This window comes from Lichenibacterium ramalinae (assembly GCF_004137085.1).
Lineage (GTDB): Bacteria > Pseudomonadota > Alphaproteobacteria > Rhizobiales > Beijerinckiaceae > Lichenihabitans > Lichenihabitans ramalinae.
Genome location: NZ_QYBC01000002.1, coordinates 151,086 through 169,703, shown reverse-complemented (window position 1 = coordinate 169,703; position 18,618 = coordinate 151,086). Strand labels below are relative to the sequence as shown.

Annotated in this window: 19 protein-coding genes; 12 read left to right on the top strand and 7 right to left on the bottom strand. The window is 71.8% G+C overall.

What is annotated here, in order from left to right; all coding sequences use genetic code 11:
- From D3272_RS03060 to D3272_RS03035, 6 genes are all read left to right on the top strand, one after another.
- On the top strand, nt 1-201 hold the full coding sequence (locus tag D3272_RS03060) for a DUF2158 domain-containing protein (RefSeq protein ID WP_129217616.1): 201 nt from the start codon (nt 1-3) through the stop codon (nt 199-201).
- 185 nt (nt 202-386) lie between these two features.
- Entirely contained in the window at nt 387-1,001 is a 615-nt protein-coding gene (locus D3272_RS03055) for a hypothetical protein (protein WP_129217615.1), read from the top strand.
- A 172-nt stretch (nt 1,002-1,173) separates the two neighbouring features.
- Nucleotides 1,174-4,497 (top strand): carbamoyl-phosphate synthase large subunit, encoded by a 3,324-nt coding sequence (gene carB, locus D3272_RS03050; protein ID WP_129217614.1) that lies wholly within the window; start codon nt 1,174-1,176, stop codon nt 4,495-4,497.
- 226 nt (nt 4,498-4,723) lie between these two features.
- The gene (gene greA, locus D3272_RS03045; RefSeq protein WP_129217613.1) at nt 4,724-5,197 is read left to right on the top strand and encodes a transcription elongation factor GreA; all 474 of its coding nucleotides are present in this window, start codon (nt 4,724-4,726) and stop codon (nt 5,195-5,197) included.
- A 16-nt stretch (nt 5,198-5,213) separates the two neighbouring features.
- Nucleotides 5,214-5,777 (top strand): hypothetical protein, encoded by a 564-nt coding sequence (locus D3272_RS03040; RefSeq protein ID WP_129217612.1) that lies wholly within the window; start codon nt 5,214-5,216, stop codon nt 5,775-5,777.
- 17 nt (nt 5,778-5,794) lie between these two features.
- Entirely contained in the window at nt 5,795-6,802 is a 1,008-nt protein-coding gene (locus D3272_RS03035; RefSeq protein ID WP_129217611.1) for a mitochondrial fission ELM1 family protein, read from the top strand.
- Between the two features lie 49 nt (nt 6,803-6,851).
- Here D3272_RS03035 and cobD read toward each other — a convergent pair whose 3' ends face one another.
- From cobD to D3272_RS03015, 4 genes are all read right to left on the bottom strand, one after another.
- Nucleotides 6,852-7,865: a threonine-phosphate decarboxylase CobD gene (gene cobD / locus D3272_RS03030; RefSeq protein ID WP_129217610.1), complete on the bottom strand. Its 1,014-nt coding sequence runs from the start codon at nt 7,863-7,865 to the stop codon at nt 6,852-6,854.
- 9 nt (nt 7,866-7,874) lie between these two features.
- Entirely contained in the window at nt 7,875-8,288 is a 414-nt protein-coding gene (locus D3272_RS03025) for a DUF3830 family protein (RefSeq protein WP_129217609.1), read from the bottom strand.
- A gap of 87 nt (nt 8,289-8,375) precedes the next feature.
- Nucleotides 8,376-9,737, bottom strand: coding sequence for an ATP-binding protein (locus D3272_RS03020; RefSeq protein WP_129217608.1), 1,362 nt, complete (start codon nt 9,735-9,737; stop codon nt 8,376-8,378).
- A 13-nt stretch (nt 9,738-9,750) separates the two neighbouring features.
- Nucleotides 9,751-10,410, bottom strand: coding sequence for a response regulator (locus tag D3272_RS03015; protein WP_129217607.1), 660 nt, complete (start codon nt 10,408-10,410; stop codon nt 9,751-9,753).
- Nucleotides 10,411-10,641: 231 nt separating this feature from the next.
- Here D3272_RS03015 and D3272_RS03010 point away from each other — a divergent pair, with 231 nt between their 5' ends.
- The 3 genes from D3272_RS03010 (at nt 10,642) to D3272_RS03000 (ending at nt 13,376) form a co-directional block, all read left to right on the top strand.
- Nucleotides 10,642-11,814, top strand: a complete 1,173-nt coding sequence (locus tag D3272_RS03010) for a zinc-dependent alcohol dehydrogenase (protein WP_129217606.1) — start codon at nt 10,642-10,644, stop codon at nt 11,812-11,814.
- A 10-nt stretch (nt 11,815-11,824) separates the two neighbouring features.
- On the top strand, nt 11,825-12,406 hold the full coding sequence (locus tag D3272_RS03005; RefSeq protein ID WP_129217605.1) for a cyclase dehydrase: 582 nt from the start codon (nt 11,825-11,827) through the stop codon (nt 12,404-12,406).
- A 76-nt stretch (nt 12,407-12,482) separates the two neighbouring features.
- Nucleotides 12,483-13,376 carry a dihydrodipicolinate synthase family protein gene (locus tag D3272_RS03000; RefSeq protein ID WP_129217604.1) on the top strand — a complete coding sequence of 298 codons (894 nt, stop codon included), beginning with the start codon at nt 12,483-12,485 and terminating at the stop codon, nt 13,374-13,376.
- A 141-nt stretch (nt 13,377-13,517) separates the two neighbouring features.
- On the opposite strand, the gene D3272_RS02995 is transcribed toward D3272_RS03000, so the two are convergent.
- Complete coding sequence (locus D3272_RS02995; protein ID WP_129217603.1) at nt 13,518-14,366, bottom strand: MurR/RpiR family transcriptional regulator; 849 nt, start codon at nt 14,364-14,366, stop codon at nt 13,518-13,520.
- Nucleotides 14,367-14,638: 272 nt separating this feature from the next.
- On the opposite strand from D3272_RS02995, the gene metX reads away from it, so the two are divergent.
- Together metX and metW are read left to right on the top strand one after the other, a co-directional pair.
- Nucleotides 14,639-15,805, top strand: coding sequence for a homoserine O-acetyltransferase MetX (metX, locus tag D3272_RS27635; RefSeq protein WP_207210117.1), 1,167 nt, complete (start codon nt 14,639-14,641; stop codon nt 15,803-15,805).
- A 92-nt stretch (nt 15,806-15,897) separates the two neighbouring features.
- On the top strand, nt 15,898-16,461 hold the full coding sequence (gene metW, locus D3272_RS27630; RefSeq protein ID WP_207210116.1) for a methionine biosynthesis protein MetW: 564 nt from the start codon (nt 15,898-15,900) through the stop codon (nt 16,459-16,461).
- Between the two features lie 42 nt (nt 16,462-16,503).
- Here the strand turns inward: metW and D3272_RS02985 are convergent, their stop codons facing one another.
- The gene (locus D3272_RS02985; RefSeq protein WP_129217602.1) at nt 16,504-16,773 is read right to left on the bottom strand and encodes a YjiS-like domain-containing protein; all 270 of its coding nucleotides are present in this window, start codon (nt 16,771-16,773) and stop codon (nt 16,504-16,506) included.
- A gap of 202 nt (nt 16,774-16,975) precedes the next feature.
- Nucleotides 16,976-17,590 carry a DUF4142 domain-containing protein gene (locus D3272_RS02980; RefSeq protein WP_129217601.1) on the bottom strand — a complete coding sequence of 205 codons (615 nt, stop codon included), beginning with the start codon at nt 17,588-17,590 and terminating at the stop codon, nt 16,976-16,978.
- 177 nt (nt 17,591-17,767) lie between these two features.
- Here D3272_RS02980 and D3272_RS02975 point away from each other — a divergent pair, with 177 nt between their 5' ends.
- The gene (locus D3272_RS02975) at nt 17,768-18,562 is read left to right on the top strand and encodes a (Fe-S)-binding protein (protein WP_129217600.1); all 795 of its coding nucleotides are present in this window, start codon (nt 17,768-17,770) and stop codon (nt 18,560-18,562) included.
- The last annotated feature ends 56 nt before the right edge of the window (nt 18,563-18,618 follow it).

Below are 18,618 nucleotides of genomic sequence, written 5' to 3'. Positions count from 1 at the left end.
ATGGATTTCAAGAAGGGCGATATCGTGCAGCTGAAGTCCGGCGGCCCCGCCATGGTGGTGACGGGCGAGGCCGGCGAGGGCGTGCAGGTGCTGTGGTACGGGGAGATCGTCGACGAGATCAAGACCGGCACGGTTCCGGGCTTCTGCCTCGTGGAAGCGGAGCTCGAAGAGGCCGAGGACGAGGCTTTCGGCCGCCGCTGACGGGCGGGCCCCGGAGCGGGCCTGCCGTCGCTGCCCGCCCCTTCCGTCGCCGGCCTGGTAACCGCCGGCTCCGGGCCGGCGAAGGGCAAGGGCGGCCGGGCAGGCGACCTCCACGACGGATGCCCTCGGCCGTGCCGCTGCCCGACACCGTTGTCGAGGCCGCGGCTTCACCGAAGGATCCCATCATGACCATGTCCAAGCGTCACGCCGCCGCCGCCGCCGCAGTGGCGACCTGCCTCGTCGTCGGCCCCGTGGCTTCCGCCCGGGCCGAGAACATCCACGAGCGCGGCACCATCACGGCTGTCGATGGCGCGACCGTCACGGTCAAGGACCGGGACGGCAAGGACGTCACGCTCAACCTCGACGACGGCTGGAAGATCGGCGGCGTGGCCAAAGCCACGATGGCCGACATCAAGCCCGGCACCTTCATCGGCACCGCCACGAGCGGCGACGAGTCGGGCCTGAAGGCGATCGAGGTGGTGGTGTTCCCGCCCGCCATGAAGGGCACGGGCGAGGGGCACTATGCCTGGGACCTGCAGCCCAAGAGCATGATGACCAACGCGACGGTCGACAACGAGGTGAAGGGCACGGACGGCAAGAGCGTGCGGCTGTCCTACAAGGGCGGCGAGAAGACCGTCGACATCAAGGACACGACCCCGATCGTGCAGTTCGTCGACGGCACCAAGGCCGACCTCGTGCCCGGCGCCAAGGTCTTCATCGTGACCCCCGGCATGACCGGCGGCAAGCTCGAGAAGGGCTTCGTCGCGGTCGGCAAGGACGGCGTCACGCCCCCGATGTGAGCCGGCGTCCGGCGCGGCCGGACGGCGCGGAACGGCAAGGGCCCGGCCGGGAGGCCGGGCCCTTGCATGTCGGAGATGCGCCACCGCCCGTGGCGCTTCCGGAACGCCCGCCCCTGCTTTAAGAGACGGGGCCTGCCCGGCCGCCCGACACACGAGAATCGCCAGGACACCTATGCCCAAGCGCACCGACATCGCCACCATCATGATCATCGGGGCCGGCCCGATCATCATCGGCCAGGCCTGCGAGTTCGACTATTCGGGTACCCAGGCCTGCAAGGCGCTGCGCGAGGACGGCTACCGCATCGTTCTGGTCAATTCCAATCCCGCCACCATCATGACCGACCCGGACATGGCGGACCGGACCTACGTCGAGCCCATCACGCCCGAGATCGTGGCCAAGATCATCGCGGCCGAGCGGCACGCCGTGCCGGGCGGCTTCGCGCTGCTGCCCACCATGGGCGGGCAGACGGCGCTGAACTGTGCCCTCGCGCTCGAGAAGATGGGCACGCTGAAGGAGCACGACGTCGAGCTGATCGGCGCCACCGCGGCCGCGATCGACAAGGCCGAGGACCGCGAACTGTTCCGCGACGCCATGACCAAGATCGGCCTCGACACGCCGCGCTCCCACCACGTCGGCTCGCTGGCGCAGGCGCTGGCCTGCCTCGACGACGTCGGCCTGCCGGCCATCATCCGGCCGTCCTTCACCATGGGCGGCACGGGCGGCGGCATCGCCTATAACCGGGACGAATATATCGAGATCATCGAGCGCGGCCTCGACGCGTCCCCCACCACGCAGGTCCTCGTCGAGGAAAGCGTGCTGGGCTGGAAGGAATACGAGATGGAGGTGGTGCGCGACCGCGCCGACAACTGCATCATCGTCTGCTCGATCGAGAACGTCGACCCGATGGGCGTCCACACCGGTGATTCCATCACCGTCGCCCCGGCGCTGACCCTGACCGACAAGGAATACCAGATCATGCGCGACGCCTCGCTGGCGGTGCTGCGCGAGATCGGCGTCGAGACCGGCGGCTCCAACGTGCAGTTCGCCGTGGATCCGTCGAACGGCCGCATGATCGTCATCGAGATGAACCCGCGCGTGTCGCGCTCCTCGGCGCTGGCGTCCAAGGCCACGGGCTTTCCCATCGCCAAGGTCGCCGCCAAGCTGGCCGTGGGCTACACGCTGGACGAGATCCAGAACGACATCACGGGCGGCGCCACCCCGGCCTCCTTCGAGCCGACGATCGACTACGTCGTCACTAAGATCCCGCGCTTCGCCTTCGAGAAGTTCCCCGGCGCCGAGCCGCTGCTCAACACCGCCATGAAGTCGGTCGGCGAGGCCATGGCCATCGGCCGGACCTTCGGCGAAAGCCTGCAGAAGGCGCTGCGCTCGCTGGAGACCGGCCTCAACGGGCTCGACGAGGTGCCGATCGACGGGCTCGTGCCGGGCGAGGAGACGGTGGCGCTGCGCGCCGCCCTCGGCCGCCCGACGCCGGACCGCATCCTGGTCGTGGCCCAGGCGCTGCGCCACGGCATGAGCCACGCCGAGATCCACGAGGCCTGCCGCTTCGATCCCTGGTTCATCGCCCAGATCCAGGACATCGTCGACCTCGAGGAGAAGGTGCGCCGCTTCGGCGTGCCCACCACGGCGCCGAGCCTGCGCGCGCTGAAGAGCGCCGGCTTCTCGGACGCGCGGCTCGCCGCCCTAACGGGGGGCGACGTCGCCGACGTGACGCGGCTGCGCCACGGGCTCGGGGTGCGGCCGGTGTTCAAGCGCATCGACACCTGCGCGGCCGAGTTCGCCTCCCCCACCGCCTACATGTATTCGACCTACGCGCCCGGTTTCGCCGGGGCGCCGGTCGACGAGGCGCGCCCGTCGGACCGCGAGAAGGTGGTGATCCTCGGCGGCGGGCCGAACCGCATCGGCCAGGGCATCGAGTTCGATTATTGCTGCTGCCACGCCTGTTTCGCGCTCGGCGAGGCCGGCTACGAAACCGTCATGGTCAACTGCAACCCCGAAACCGTGTCGACCGACTACGACACGTCTGACCGGCTGTATTTCGAGCCGCTGACCGCCGAGGACGTGCTCGAAGTGCTGGACGTCGAGCGCTCGCGGGGGACGCTGAAGGGCGTCATCGTGCAGTTCGGCGGCCAGACGCCGCTGAAGCTCGCCCATGCCCTGCAGGAGGCTGGCATCCCGATCCTCGGCACCAGCGTCGATTCGATCGACCTCGCCGAGGACCGCGACCGCTTCAAGCGCCTGCTCGACAAGGTGGGGCTGAAGCAGCCGAAGAACGGCATCTCCTATTCGGTCGAGCAGTCGCGCCTCGTCGCGGCCTCGCTCGGCCTGCCGCTCGTCGTGCGACCCTCCTACGTGCTCGGCGGCCGCGCCATGGCGATCGTCCGCACCGAGGCGGCGCTCGACAGCTACCTGCTCGACATCCTGCCCGGCCTCGTGCCGCCCGAGGTCAAGACCCGCTACCCCAACGACAAGACGGGGCAGATCAACACGGTGCTGGGCACCAACCCCCTGCTCTTCGACCGCTACCTGTCGGACGCCATCGAGGTCGACGTCGACGCGCTCTGCGACGGCACCGAGGTCGTGGTGGCGGGCATCATGGAGCATATCGAGGAGGCCGGCATCCATTCGGGCGACTCGGCCTGCTCGCTGCCGCCCCACTCGCTCGACGCCGCCACCATCGCCGAGATCGAGCGGCAGACCCGCACCCTGGCGCTGGCGCTCGGCGTCGTCGGGCTGATGAACGTGCAATATGCCATCAAGGACGGCACGATCTTCGTGCTGGAGGTGAACCCGCGCGCGTCCCGCACCGTGCCCTTCGTCGCCAAGGTGATCGGCCGCCCGCTGGCCAAGATCGCGTCGCGCGTCATGGCGGGCGAGAAGCTCGCGGGCTTCGACCTCAAGGCCCTCAAGCGCGACCACGTCGCCGTCAAGGAAGCGGTCTTCCCCTTCGCGCGCTTCCCCGGCGTCGACACCGTGCTGGGGCCGGAGATGCGCTCGACCGGCGAAGTCATCGGCCTCGACAGGTCCTTCGACATCGCCTTCGCCAAGAGCCAGCTCGGCGCCGGCACGGCGGTGCCCCGCAAGGGCACGGTCTTCGTTTCGGTGAAGGATGCCGACAAGCCGCGCGTGCTGGACACGATCCGCGTCCTCAGCGGGCTCGGCTTCAAGATCCAGGCGACCGGGGGCACGTTGAGGAGCCTGCGCGAGGCCGGCATCGCCGCCACCAAGGTCAACAAGGTGTCGGAGGGGCGGCCCCACGTCGTCGATGCCATCAAGAACGGCGGCATCCAGCTCGTCGTCAACACCACCGAGGGGGCGCGGGCGCTATCCGACTCGCGCGACCTGCGCCGCGCCGCGCTGCTGCACAAGGTGCCGTACTACACCACCCTGGCGGGAGCCATCGCGGCCGCCCGGGGGATCGGCGGCTATCTCGGCGGCGAGCTGGAGGTGAGGGCGCTGCAGGACTATTTCGACTGACGCCCCCGGCGCCGGCCCGTGCCGGCGCCAGGAACCGGGCCGCGACGTCGCAAGTTGACGGGGCCACGCGCCGGACACATTCTGATGAGCCTTGAACCGGGACATCGGTGCCCGGTCTTGGCCCGGTCCTGGCGTGCGATCCTGGCGTGCCTGGGCCCGCCGACCGGCTCGATCCCCTATCGCGTTGCGGGCGTGAGGCCGCAATGCCCCGTTGAGAGTGAATGAGATGGACAGAGTGCCGATGACCGTCGCGGGATATTCCGCGCTGGAGGCCGAACTGAAGATGCGCCAGCAGGAGGAGCGTCCGCGCATCATCCAGGCGATCTCCGAGGCGCGATCCCATGGCGACCTGTCGGAGAATGCCGAATATCACGCCGCCAAGGAGTCCCAGTCGCTCAACGAGGGGCGCATCGCCGAGCTCGAGGACAAGCTGTCCCGCGCCGAAGTCATCGACGTGTCGAAGCTGTCGGGCGACACCGTGAAGTTCGGCGCCACCGTCACGCTGGTCGACGAGGACACGGAGGAGAAGAAGGTCTTCCAGATCGTCGGCGAGAGCGAGGCGGACGTGAAGTCCGGCAAGGTGTCGATCACGTCGCCGACCGCCCGCGCCCTCATCGGCAAGAAGACCGGCGACAGCGTGGAGGTGAACACGCCCGGCGGCGGCAAGAGCTACGAACTGCTCGACGTCGCTTTCCGCTGACCGCGAAAGGCCGACCATGACAGACCGCACGAGCCGCCGCGCCGCCCTGGGCCTCCTGGCCTCGGCGGCGGCCGGGGCCGCCCTGCCGCTCGGCCTGGTCGCGCCGGCCGCGGCCCAGCTCGGGCCGGCGCCCTTCGCCCCGACCGCGGCCCTGCCGGCCGGGATCCGGTTCCGCGCCATCGGGGTCGATGCGTCGCGCCTCGCCCGGCTCGGCAATGTGGCGGGCGCCGATACGGTGACGCGGGTCCTGACGCACCAGCTGCAGGGCGTCTTCGCCGACCTCATGGCGCCGCGGGGCGCCGCGGGCGCCACCCTGGTGGCCCGGATCTCCTCCATCTACCTGGCCTCCTATGTCGGCACGCGCTCCTACAGCGGGCGGGACGGGGGCGGCAACAACGACAACCTCGACGGCGTGGGCATCGTGTCGAGCGGCGGCCACGTGCTGGCGCAGGTGCCGATCCTGTCGGTGCTGGATGCCGGCTACAGCGGCGCCTGGTACCAGGCCGGCATCGATGCCCGGCGGCTCGAGTCCATCTGCTACCACTTCGCCTGGTGGCTCCGGCGGGAGATGGGCGTCTGACGGACTTCGACGTCGCGGTGGACGGGGCCGATCTCGCGTCCCGCCGCCTGCCCGGGACCACCACCGCCTGGGTCCTCAGCGACGGCAAGATCGGCGACGAGGTGCAGTGCTTCGGCATCGCGGACGAACTCGGCCTGACGCCCGAGCGCCGCCTCATCGCGCCGCGCCCGCCCTGGTCCTGGCTGACGCCCTACGGCCCGGTGGACCCGCGCGAGGCCCCCGGCCGGCGCGCCAGCGCCATATCCCCCCCGTTCCCCGACATCGCCATCGCGGCCGGGCGGCGCACGGTGCCCTACCTGCGGCGCGTCAAGCGCGCCTCGGGCGGCCGCACCTTCACGGTCTTCGTCAAGGACCCCTATACCGGCACCGGCACCGCCGACGTGATCTGGATCCCCGAGCACGACAAGCTGCGCGGCGACAACGTGATCGTGACGCTGACGCCGGCCCATCGGCTGCGCCCGGCCGTCTTCGCCGCGGCCCGCGCCGCGCCGGATCCGCGGCTCGCCGGGCTGCCCGGGCCGCGCGTCGCCATGGTGCTGGGCGGCAAGGGCGTCAACCACGACTTCTCGGCGGAGGACATCGGCAACCTCGCCGCCATGGCGGGGGCGATCGCCGCCACCGGCGCCAGCCTCATGGTGACGCCGTCGCGCCGCACCCCACCGGCCGCGCTGGCGGCGATCCGCGCCGCGCTGGCGCCGGCCGACGCCGCCGGCCGCGCCTTCGTGTGGGACGGCACCGGCACCAACCCCTATTCCCAGATCCTCGCCCACGCTGATTCGATCCTGGTCACCGGCGACAGCGCCAACATGGTGGGCGAGGCCTGCGTGACGGGGGTGCCGGTCCATGTGTACGAGCCGTCCGGCGGCCACCCCAAGGTGACGCGGTACCTCGACCGCCTGACCGAGGTCGGCGCCGTGCGCCGCTGGAGCGGCCGGCTCGAGCATTGGACGTACGCGCCGATCGACTCCGCGCCCGTCACGGCCGCCGAGATCGCGCAACGCTACCGGGCCTTCCGCGGGGCCTGAAGACGGCGCCGCACCGGGCCTCGATCCTCGGGGCCGTGCCGTCGACCGGTCAGGCTCGCGGCGGCCCGGCGGTCCGGTCCGGCACGGTGCGGCCCAGGGCGTCGTCCAGCCGTCGCCAGGCGATCTCGTCGGCGGGAATGCCGAAGCGCAGCCGGCCCGGCTGCTGCGCGAAGGGGCGGGTGAGGATGCCGGCGTTGGCCAGCCCGTCGAACCAGCCCGCCGCGTCCCCGACCTCCACGAGCCGGAACAGGTCCGTCCCGCCGCAGGGCAGGGCGCCGTGGGAGCGGAGGAGCGCGTCGAGCCGGGCGGCATCGCCGGCGAGCCGGGCCCGGGTCGCCGCCGCCCAGGCCGCGTCGCCGAGCGCCGCCGTGCCGATCGCCAGGGCCGGGCCGCCTACCGGCCAGGGGCCGAGGGCGTCGCGCAACCGGTCCGCCCAGGGCGCCGCCGCCACGGCGAAGCCGAGACGCAGGCCGGCGAGTCCGAAGAACTTGCCGAAGCTGCGCAGCACGACCGCGTTCGGCGGCGGCGACGGCGCGAGGCTCCAGGCCGGCGGCACGACGTCGGCGAAGGCCTCGTCGACCACCATCAGGCCCACTCGGCCGGCCAGCGCCGCCAGCGCGTCGGGCGGCACGAGACGGCCGTCGGGATTGTTGGGGTTGACCACCACGGCGACGTCACGACCGGCGAGGTCCGGGACATCGGCGACCACGTCGACGGCGGCCCCGGCGGACCGCCAGGCCCGGGCATGGTCGCCGTAGGTCTGGCCCAGCACGCCGACGCGGCCGGCGCCGTGCAGCCGCGCCAGCCCGGCGATCAGCGCTCCGGTGCCGGGCGCCACCACCACGCTCCCGGGCCGGGCGCCGTAGGCCCCCGCCGCCGCCGCCTCCAGCGCCCGCTCGGCGCCGGCATCGGGCAGGGCGGCCCAGGCTTCCGGCGAGATCGGCGGCAGCGGGTAGGGCCGCGGGTTGATGCCGGTCGACAGGTCGATCCAAGGCGACGCCGCGTCGGGATAGGCGACGCGCGCCGCCGCGAGGTCGCCGCCGTGATGGGTGAAGCGCGACAGGTCCGGGCCTCAGCCGCGCGCGAAGACGATCTTCTGGGCGCCCTGCCACAGCGTCGCCTTGCCGAGCGCCGCGAGGTTCTCCTGGCCCGACGTGATGGTGATGAAGTGGTTGCCGGCGAGCTGCCCCATCTTGCAGGCGAAATGCACGCCGCCGTAGGCCAGCAGGATCTCGGTCTCGCTGATGCCGCCCGGGTAGAGGATGATCTGACCCGGGGCCGGGTAGCTCGTGTGGTTCTCGTAGCCGACCTCGAAGTCCAGGTCGCCGAGCGGGATCCACACGCCCTCGCCGCTCCAGCGGACATGGACGACCTGGCTCTCGAAGGGCAGGCGGGCCAGGAAGGCCGCGCAGGTCTTGGGCGCCAGCGCCTCCTCGAGCTTCGCCCCGAAGGTGAAGGGGCCGGCCGTAATCTTCAGCTGCGTCATCGTCGTCGTTCCCGTTGCGGCCACGTCCATGCACCGATGGCGCCATAGAGCACGGCCGGCGCTCCCCGTCAGCCCGCCCCGTCCCCATCAGGCCGTGCGCGCCGCCTCGCTCGCCGAGGCGGGCGTCGTGACGGCCGGTCCCCTGACGGTGGCGACGAGGCCGCGCCCCGGGCTGTTGCGCAGGGCGAGCGACAGGCCGTGCCGCCGCGCGATGGCGCGGCAGATGGCGAGGCCGAGGCCCGTGCCCTCGGCGACGAGGCCGGGCGCGCGGAAGAACCTGTCGAACACCCGCGGCAGCAGGTCTTCGGGGATGCCGCCGCCGGTGTCCGCCACCTCGACGACGACGCTGTCGCCGTCGCGCCGCACGCCGATGTCCACGACGCCGCCCCGCGGCGTGTAGCGCACGGCGTTCTCGATGAGGTTGGCGACGAGGAGGTGGAAGTCGCGCTCGACGCCGCGCAGCCGCGCCGGCTCGGAGCAGACGAGCCCGAGGTCGATCTCCTTGCTTTCCGCCAGGGTCACGAAGTCCGCCATGCAGGCGAGGACCAGGGCGGCGATGTCGACGTCGGCGCTCTCGCTCGGCCGATCGCCCGATTCGTAGCGGGCCATCCGCAGCAGCTGGTCGACGAGGGTCGAGGCCCGCCCCGCTCCCCGGGCCAGTTCCGGCAGGGCGGCATCGAGTTCGGTGCGCCCCGCCCGGTCGGACTGGAGCAGGTCGATCTGCAGGCGCAGCGCGGTCAGCGGCGTTCGAAGCTCGTGGGCGGCGTCCGACAGGAACTGCTTCTGCTGGTCGAGGCTGAGGCGCCAGCGGCCGATGAGGGCGTTCATGGCCTCGACCAGGGTGGTGAACTCCGCCGGCACGTCGGTCAGGTCGATGGGCGTGTGGCTTTCCACGCCCCGGGCCGCGATGGTGCCGGCGAGGCGCGACAGGCTGTTCAGCATCTGCCCGAAACCCCAGGCCACGACGATCCAGCCGAGCGGGATCGTCATCAGGATGGGCAGCGAGGCCTCGAGCGCCGCCGTGCGGGCGAGGCTCTGGCGGGGGCTGACGCGCTGCGACACCTGCACGGCGTTGACGCCCTCGACGGTGAGGAAGCTCCGCCAGCGCTCGTCGCCGCGCCGCGCCTGCCCGAAACCGGGGCTCGGCGGCGGCGGGATCGCGATGCCGGGGTCGGACGTGTAGACCAGCGCGCCCGAAGGGTCGCGCACCTGGATCAGCACCTCGTGGTTGCCGTCGTAGACGTGGCCGCGCGGCGACCGCGCGGACAGGCCCGGGCCGGCGTAGAAGGCGATGAGGCGCAGTTCCTCGTCGAGAAGCCGGTCGGCGTCGGCGAGGTCGATCTCATAGGCCACGGCCGCCGCCGCGAGGCTGATCAGCGTCAGGATCAGCGTCATCCAGGCCAGGGCGGCGCGGCGGACCGAGGGGCCGCCGCGCTTCGTCGCGCTCACGGCCGCCGGGCCTTCAGCCCCGCACCACCATCCAGCCGGCGCCGCGCACGTTGTGGATGATGTCCTTGTCGAAGCGCTTGCGCAGCGAGTGGATCAGCACGTCGAGGGCGTTGCTTTCCACCTCCTCGCCCCAGCCGTAGAGCCGCTCTTCGAGCTGCGCGCGCGACAGGATGATGCCGGGCCGCTCCAGCAGCGCCCGCATCAGGGCGAACTCGCGCGCCGACAGCACGCGGCTCTGGTCCCGGTAGGTGAGTTCGTGGGTGGCGAGGTCGAGCGTCATCGTGGCGGTCTGCAGCATGGAGCGCGCGATGCCGGAGCGGCGGCGCAGCACCGCCCGCATGCGCGCCACGAGCTCGCGCATGTCGAAGGGCTTGACCATGTAGTCGTCGGCGCCGAGGTCGAGCCCGGCGATCCGGTCGTCGATGTCGTCGCGCGCCGTGATGACGAGGATCGGCGCCTTGTTGCCCGACTGGCGCGTCGCCCGCAGCACGTCGACGCCGTTCTTGTCCGGCAGGTTGAGATCCAGCAGCACCGCCGAATAATCGTTGGTGGTCAAAGCTTCCTCGCCCTCGACGCCGCTGCGCGTCCAGTCGACCACCATGCTCTCGTTCTGCAGAGCCTGCTTCAGGCTCTTGCCGATCATGAGGTCGTCTTCGATGAGGAGCACCCGCATGGGACCGGTCCGGCTGGAGATCTGTCGCCCCGCCGTTGAAGCGAAGGCGGACGCGGGCGTCAAGGGTGGGACATCGGCGGAGCAGAGCACGGCGCCGGCCGCCGTGGCGGCATTTCCGAACCGGCCAGGAACCCGCGAAAGATCCGAAACGGTTCATTTGTCTCTGCGCCGCGTCGATTTCACTCGGCCGGAGCCGCAGAGGGACCACGAACCGATCTCGGAGTTCGACGCATGAAAGCACTCGTTTGGCATGGGACGGCCGATATACGCTGCGACAGCGTGCCGGATCCCAGGATCGAAGATCCCCGCGACGCGATCATCAAGGTCACGAGCTGCGCCATCTGCGGCTCGGACCTGCATCTCTACGATCACTTCATGCCCGGCATGGAATCGGGCGACATCATGGGCCACGAGACCATGGGCGAAGTGGTGGACGTCGGGGCCGGGGCGAAATCCGCCCTCAAGGTCGGCGACCGCGTCGTCATCCCCTTCACCATCATCTGCGGCGAGTGCGACCAGTGCCGTCGCGGCAACTTCTCGGTCTGCGAGCGCTCCAACCGCAACAAGGCCCTCGGCGACAAGGCGTTCGGCCACACGACCGCGGGACTGTTCGGCTACACGCACCTCACCGGCGGCTATGCCGGGGGCCAGGCCGAATACCTGCGGGTTCCCTTCGCCGACGCCACCCACATCAAGGTGCCAAAGGGCATCCCGGACGAGAAGCTGCTGTTCCTGAGCGACATCTTCCCGACCGGCTGGCAGGCCGCCGTGCAATGCGACATCCAGCCCGACGACACGGTGGCGATCTGGGGCTGCGGGCCCGTCGGCCAGATGGCGATCCGCAGCGCCGTCCTGCTCGGGGCAAAACGCGTCATCGCCATCGACCGGCTCCCCGAGCGCCTGTCCATGGCCCGGGCCGGTGGCGCCGAGACGCTGAACTTCGCCGAGGACAACATCGTCGAGCGGCTGAACGACATGACGGACGGCAAGGGGCCGGAGAAGTGCATCGATGCCGTGGGGCTCGAGGCCCACGCCACGGGATCGATCGACTCCATGTACGACCGCGCCAAGCAGGCCATGATGATGGAAACCGACCGGCCCCACGTGCTGCGCGAGATGATCTACGTGTGCCGGCCCGCCGGCGTCCTGTCGGTGCCGGGCGTCTATGGCGGCCTCGTCGACAAGGTGCCGTTCGGCGCCATGATGAACAAGGGCCTGACGCTGCGCACCGGCCAGACCCACGTCAACCGTTGGACCGACGACCTGCTGAAGCGCATCGAGGAGGGGCAGATCGATCCCTCCTTCGTCATCACCCACAAGGTCGGCCTCGACCAGGGACCCGAGATGTACAAGACGTTCCGCGACAAGCAGGACGGGTGCATCAAGGTCTTCATCTCGCCGTGAGGAGGCAACCATGCATGCGACGACGCTTCCCAGGACCGCGTTGCGCGGTCGCTCGCGCTCGGCTCACGACGCGCTCGCCAAGGGGCTCGGCTGGTTCTCCATCGGGCTCGGCACGCTCGAACTCGTGGCGGCCCGCAGCCTCGCCGACGGCCTGGGCCTGCACGGCCGCGACGGGCTGGTGCGGGCCTACGGGGTCCGCGAGGTCGTGACCGGGATCGCCATCCTGGCGAGCCACGATCCCGAACCCTGGATCTGGGCCCGGGTGATGGGCGATGCGCTGGATCTCGCCACGCTGGCGGTGGGGGCCGGCCGGGCGGAAGGCTCCGAACGCACCAACGTCGCCGTCGCGCTGGCGGCCGTGGCCGGCGTCACGGCGCTCGACATCCTCTGTGCCCAGGGGCTCGACGCCGAGAAGGGCGGCCCGAAAACCGCCGTCGCGGATTACCGCGACCGGAGCGGCTTCCCGAAAGGCGTCGCGGCCGCGCGCGGCGTCGCCAGGGACTTCGCGGTGCCGCGCGACATGCGCGTGCCGGACGCGATGCGCGGCGACGTCTTCGCGCGGCGCCGGCGCCCGGTGCCCGCCGGCGCCTGACCGCCCTCCGGAGTCCCTTCCCCGTGCGTCGTCCCGCCCCTATCGTGACGGCGGGCAGGCATGGGGACGCGGCGGCATGACGGATCTCACGGGGCTCTCGGCTTTTCCCATCACGCCCGCCTCCGCGTCGGGCGTGGTGGACGTCGCTGCGCTTCGCGGCCTGGTGGGGCGGCTCGCCGCCGCAAAGGTCGATTCCGTCGGCCTCCTCGGCAGCACCGGCTCCTATCCCTACCTGACCCGGGACGAACGTCGCCGCGCGCTCGATGCCGCGCTCGACGAGGCCGCCGGGCGGGTGCCCGTGCTGGTCGGCGTGGGCGCGCTGCGCACCGACGCCGCCCTGGACCTGGCGCGGGACGCTCAGGCGGCCGGCGCCGCGGCGGGCCTCCTCGCGCCCGTGTCCTACACGCCGCTGAGCGACGACGAGGTGTTCGAGCACGTCCGGGCCGTGGCGGACGGGTCCGGCCTGCCGATCTGCTTCTACGACAACCCCGGCACCACGCATTTCGCCGTGTCGCCGGCGCTGCTCGGGCGGCTGAGCCGGCTGCCCGGCGTGGTCGCGGCGAAGAGCCCGGCGGCGCCCGCCGCCGAGGTCGCCGGCCGGATCGCGGCGCTGCGAGCCGCCGTGCCGGACGGCTTCCGGCTCGGCTCCAGCGTCGACTGGCACGCCGCCGAGGCGCTCCTGGCCGGCAGCGAGGCCTGGTACAGCGTGGCGGCGGGCCTGTTCCCGAGGCCCTGCCTGGCGATCCTGCGCGCCGCGCGTCGCGGCGACGGCGCGGAAGCGCGCCGGCTCGATGCCGCTTTGGCGCCGCTCTGGGCGCTGTTCAGGGCCCATTCCAGCCTGCGCGTCGTCTATGCGGCGGCCGACATCCTCGGCCTCTGCCGGGCCGAGCCGCCGCGCCCCATCCTGCCGCTGCCCGCGGCCGTGCGGGCCGATGTGGCGGCGGTGGTGGAGCGGCTGGGGCTGGGTTGACGGGAGGTCGCGGCCGGGCGGGCTGGACGTCCTGTCCCCCGGCAATCATCACGACCATGGCCGTGACCCTGCGCTGGCCCGGGGCCTCGCGGTTCCGGTCCGGCTCCGGCCGATCGCCCGCCGGGGCCGCCCGGCCCCGCCTCAACTCTTGGCGCGGCGCTGCCCCACCGCCACCGCCAGCGTCATGGCGAGCGCGAAGGTGCCCGACACGGCGCGGAAGGCGCCGAAGTCGGCCTCCGCCACCTCGAACCACACGCGCGCGCTGGCGACGAGCGGCGAGAAGGGCGAATCCGTGATGGCCACGACGGGCAGGCGCGAGGCCAGCCGCTCGGCGATCTCGATGGTCGAGGGCGTGTAGGGCGCGAAGCTGACGGCGAGGAGCGCGTCCTTGGCCTCGGCGAAGGCCACCTGGTCGGGGCCGAGCGAGCCGACGTTATCGACGAGGACGCAGCGGATCTTCAGCTTGGCGAAGGCATAGGCGAAGTAGGCGGCGACCGCGAAGGTGCGGCGCTGGCCCAGCACGTAGATGGTGTCGGCCCCCGCCAGCACGTCGACGGCGCGCTCCAGCGCTTCGCCGCTCGTGCGCTCCTGGAGGCGCGACAGCGACAGGGAGGCGCTTTCGCAGAAGCCCGCCAGCAGCGCCGCCGGCCCGGCCGCGCTGTCCGGCGACAGCGCGCGCAGCCGCTCCTCGTAATCCGGCCAGCGGTTGCGCAGCAGGGCGTGAAACACGGTCTGCAGGTCGGAGAAGCCCTCGTAGCCCAGCGCCTGGGCGAAGCGCACCAGCGTGGAAGGCTGGACGCCCGCGAGGTCCGCCACCGCCGCCACCGTGCCGAAGGCCATGTCGTCCGGGTTGTCGAGCGCGAAATCCGCCACCTGCGCGAGGCGCTTCGGCAGGGTCGCCCGGCGTTCGAGCAGCAGGTCGCGCAGGGCCGCGAAGGAGCGCGGCGCGCCGCCCTCCGGCCCGCGGTCGGCCCCGGCGGGGTCGCTCATCGCGGCGCTCCCCCGCGCGCGAGGCAGGACGGCGGCGCTCCCGCGCGGGGGCGGCATGGGGGCCGTCCGGAGGGCAGGGGGGCGGAGAAACCGTGGCGCATCGCCAATCCTGTGCGGGACCCCGCGCCCGAAGGCAAGGCGGGACCGCCGAGGCCGACCCGCCCGCCGCGGCGCTTGACCGGCTCCGCCCTCAAATCCTATATACAGAACGGAGCGTTCGGTAGAGAGAACGCGAGTGGGACGAGCCGGTGGCGACGAGCGCAGTCAGATCAATGCCGAGCCGGGAGGCCGAGACCCCCACCAGCCTCGTCGTGACGTTTCCCGCCGACCGCCCGCTGGCGCTCGATTCGGGCGGCGCGATCGCGCCGCTCACGGTGGCGTACCAGACCTACGGCACGCTGAACGCGGAAAAATCCAACGCCGTGCTGGTGTGCCACGCGCTGACGGGCGACCAGCACGTCGCCAACATCCACCCGGTGACCGGCAAGCCCGGCTGGTGGGGCGCCATGGTGGGGCCGGGCCGGCCCATCGACACCGACCGGTTCTTCGTCGTCTGCTCCAACGTGGTGGGCGGCTGCCTCGGCAGCACGGGGCCGGCCTCGCTCGACCCGGCGACGGGCCGCGTCTATGGGCTCGACCTGCCGGTCGTCACGATCCGCGACATGGTGCGGGCCCAGGCCATGCTGGTCGACCATCTCGGCATCGACACGCTGTTCTGCGTCGTCGGCGGTTCGATGGGCGGCATGCAGGTGCTGCAATGGGCCGCCTCCTATCCGGAGCGGGTCTTCGCCGCCATGCCGATCGCCACGGCGGCCCGGCACTCGTCGCAGAACATCGCCTTCCACGAGGTGGGCCGCCAGGCCGTGATGGCCGACCCGGACTGGCGCGGCGGTCGCTACATCGACGCCGGGACGCGGCCCGAGAAGGGCCTCGGCGTCGCCCGCATGGCGGCCCACGTCACCTACCTCAGCGACCAGGCGCTGCACGCGAAGTTCGGCCGCAAGCTGCAGGACCGGGCGGCCCCCACCTTCACCTTCGACGCCGACTTCCAGGTGGAAAGCTACCTGCGCTACCAGGGCCGCAGCTTCGTCGAGCGCTTCGACGCCAATTCCTACCTCTACATGACGCGCGCCATGGACTATTTCGACCTCGCGGCCGACACCGGCGGGCAGCTCGCCGGCGCCTTCCGGGGCACGAAGACGCGGTTCTGCGTCGCCTCCTTCACCAGCGACTGGCTGTTCCCGACCTCGGAGTCGCGCGCCGTCGTGCATGCGCTCAACGCCGGCGGGGCTTCGGTCTCCTTCGTCGAGATCGAGACCGACAAGGGCCACGACGCCTTCCTGCTCGACGTGCCGGACCTCATCACGACCTCGCGCGGCTTCATCGCGGCGGCGGCGCGGGCCCGCGGCCTGCCGGACGGCGCCGGGGCGGAGGCGTGAGCCCGCCGCGCGTGTCCGGCCTCGACCCCACGGCGCAGCGCCGCCCGGCCCGGCGCGAGGAGGCCCGCAACGACCTGCAGCTCGTCGCCGACATGGTGGACCACGGCGCCCGGGTGCTCGACCTCGGCTGCGGCGACGGCGCGCTGCTCAGCCTGCTCGCCGACACCCGCAGCGTCGATGCGCGCGGCCTGGAACTGTCGCAGGGCGGCGTGAACCTGTGCGTGGCGCGCGGCCTGTCGGTCATCCAGGGCGACGCCGACACCGACCTCGCCACCTACCCCGACGACGCCTTCGACTACGTGATCCTGTCGCAGACGCTGCAGGCGGTGCGCCGCCCCAAGGCCGTGTTGGAGAACATGCTGCGCATCGGGCGCCGCGCCATCGTGTCGTTCCCCAACTTCGGCCACTGGCGCGTGCGGCTGGAGCTCGGCCTGCGCGGCCGCATGCCCGTGACCGAAACGCTGCCGATCTCCTGGCACGAGACGCCCAACATCCACTTCTGCACGATCCGCGACTTCCTCGACCTCGCCGGCGACATCGGCGCCACCATCGAGCGCGGCATCGTGCTCGACCGGCACGGGCGCGTCATGAAGGAGGGCGCCCCGGCGCGCTGGAACCTCTTCGGCCAACAGGCGGTGTTCCTGCTGCGGCGCTGACGGGAGGCGGGCCTCGCTCCCGGCGCCCAGGCCCGCGCGATGTCACCAGCCGCTCCGGTCTCGGCCGGAGCCGAGCCGCGCCGCGATCTCGGCGTCGGCCGCGCCACCCCAACCCCGTGGAAGGTCGGAACGCTGGACGCCGATGTCGGTCAACTGGTGGTCGGTGAGGTCCGCGAGATTTGCCGCGCCGGGCAGGAACGCCGCGCGCAACAGCTGGGCCGGCAGCCCGAAGGCCAGGAAGCGGATGGCGGCGGCGCCCCACCGGGCAGGGCGCGGCAGGGCCGGGATGGTCGGGGCTGGATCGGAGGGCATGGGGGCGTCTCGCCGGCGGAAGGGCGAGGCGGACCATGGCGGCGCGGGCGCGAGCGATCCAACGCATAAGCGAGATGCCGGCCACAAGCGGCGCTGATGCCACCGTGGATGTCGGCTCGGGGCCCCGGTCGCGGCGGGTTCGATCGAAAACCGTGATGGCTGGCGCCCGCCCGCGCGATGGGTCGGGGCGCCGGCCTCTGCTTCAGCCCAGATGTTTCTGGATATCCGCCAGGATCACGAGGTGCTCCTGGATGCGGCCCTGGGCCAGTTTGGCGATGGCCGTCTCGGTCTCGTCGTCGGCCACCTTGAGATAGGTGTCCTGGATGCCGAGCAGCTTCTTGTGGCCGTCGATTTGGGCCTGGATGTAGCTCTTCTCGAAGTCCGGGCCGTCCCCCATGGTGCGGAACTTCTCGACCGCGGCCTTCCCCTCGGCGTCGAGGTTCCCCTCCGCCTCGGCATCGGTCGGCGGCTTGATGGTGCCCATGGGCTTGACGCCCGGCATCATCCGGCCCTTCAGCACGTCGGCGATGCCGTCCTGCTCGGCGGCTTCGAAGTCGGCGAACTGCTTGCCCATCGGGTGCTTCAGCTTCGCCTGGGCGATGCGGCTCGTCAGCAGGGACAGCGACCCGACCGCCATCGTGTCCTTGATATGCGCCTTCACGGCATCGGACAGGCCCGACACCGGCATGTCCATCTTCATGGCGGGTGCGGGGGCGGGGGCGGGCGGCGTCGTGGCCTGCGCCAGGGCGGCTCGGCTCGCCAGCGTGGCACCGGCGGCGCCCGTCAGCAGGCCGGCCAGCAGGATGCGTCGTTCCATGGTGATCCTCCTCGGCGGGACCGGGGGCTGGCCGCATGGCCGTCCCGGTCCTTACGGCCGGGGAACGGGTCGCCGCCCGACATGGTTGCGCCGGCCGCGCTTGCCGCATTGACGCTGGACCCCCCCGGCTCCTACATCAGGGGAACGGCATCGGGAGGCGCGGGCAGTTTGGCGAGCATGGCGGCGGCATCGCGCGGGGGCGCCGGGGGCGAGGTGCGGGTCGGCCTCTTCGTGACCTGCCTGGTCGACCTGTTTCGGCCCTCCGTGGGCTTCGCGGCGGTGAAGCTGCTGCAGGACGCCGGCTGCATCGTCGACGTGCCGACCCAGACCTGCTGCGGTCAGCCGGCCTATAATTCCGGCGATCGCGCCACCACCGCCACCATCGCCGTGCAGGTGATCGAGGCCTTCGCCTCCTACCGCTACGTCGTGGCGCCTTCGGGCTCCTGCGCCGGCATGATCAAGCGCCACTATCCCGAACTCTTCGCCGACGACCCCAACATGCTGCGCAAGGCGGAGGAACTCGCGGGCCGCACCCACGAGCTCGTGTCCTTCCTCACCGACGTCATGGGGGTGAAGCGCGTCGACGCCGCCTTCGACGGGCCTGTGACCTACCACGATGGCTGCTCGGGCCTGCGCGAACTCGGCGTGCGCGACCAGCCGCGCCGCCTGCTCGGCACGGTGCGGGGGCTCGACCTCGTCGAGTCGCGCAACACCGACGTCTGCTGCGGCTTCGGCGGCACCTTCGCGGTGAAATACGGCGAGCTGTCCAACTCCATCGTCGAGCGCAAGGCCGCCACCGTGGTGGAAAGCGGGGCCGGCACGCTGGTAGCGGGGGATCTCGGCTGCCTCATGAACATCGCCGGCAAGCTCAGCCGCATGGGGTCCACCATGGAGGTCCGCCACGTCGCCGAGATCCTGGCCGACATGACGGAGGCGGCGCCGATCGGCGCTCCGCACCACCTCAAGGACTGAGAGCCTTTGAACGGAGGCCCGTTCCCGCGAGCGACGCGACGCTTTGGGGCACGGAT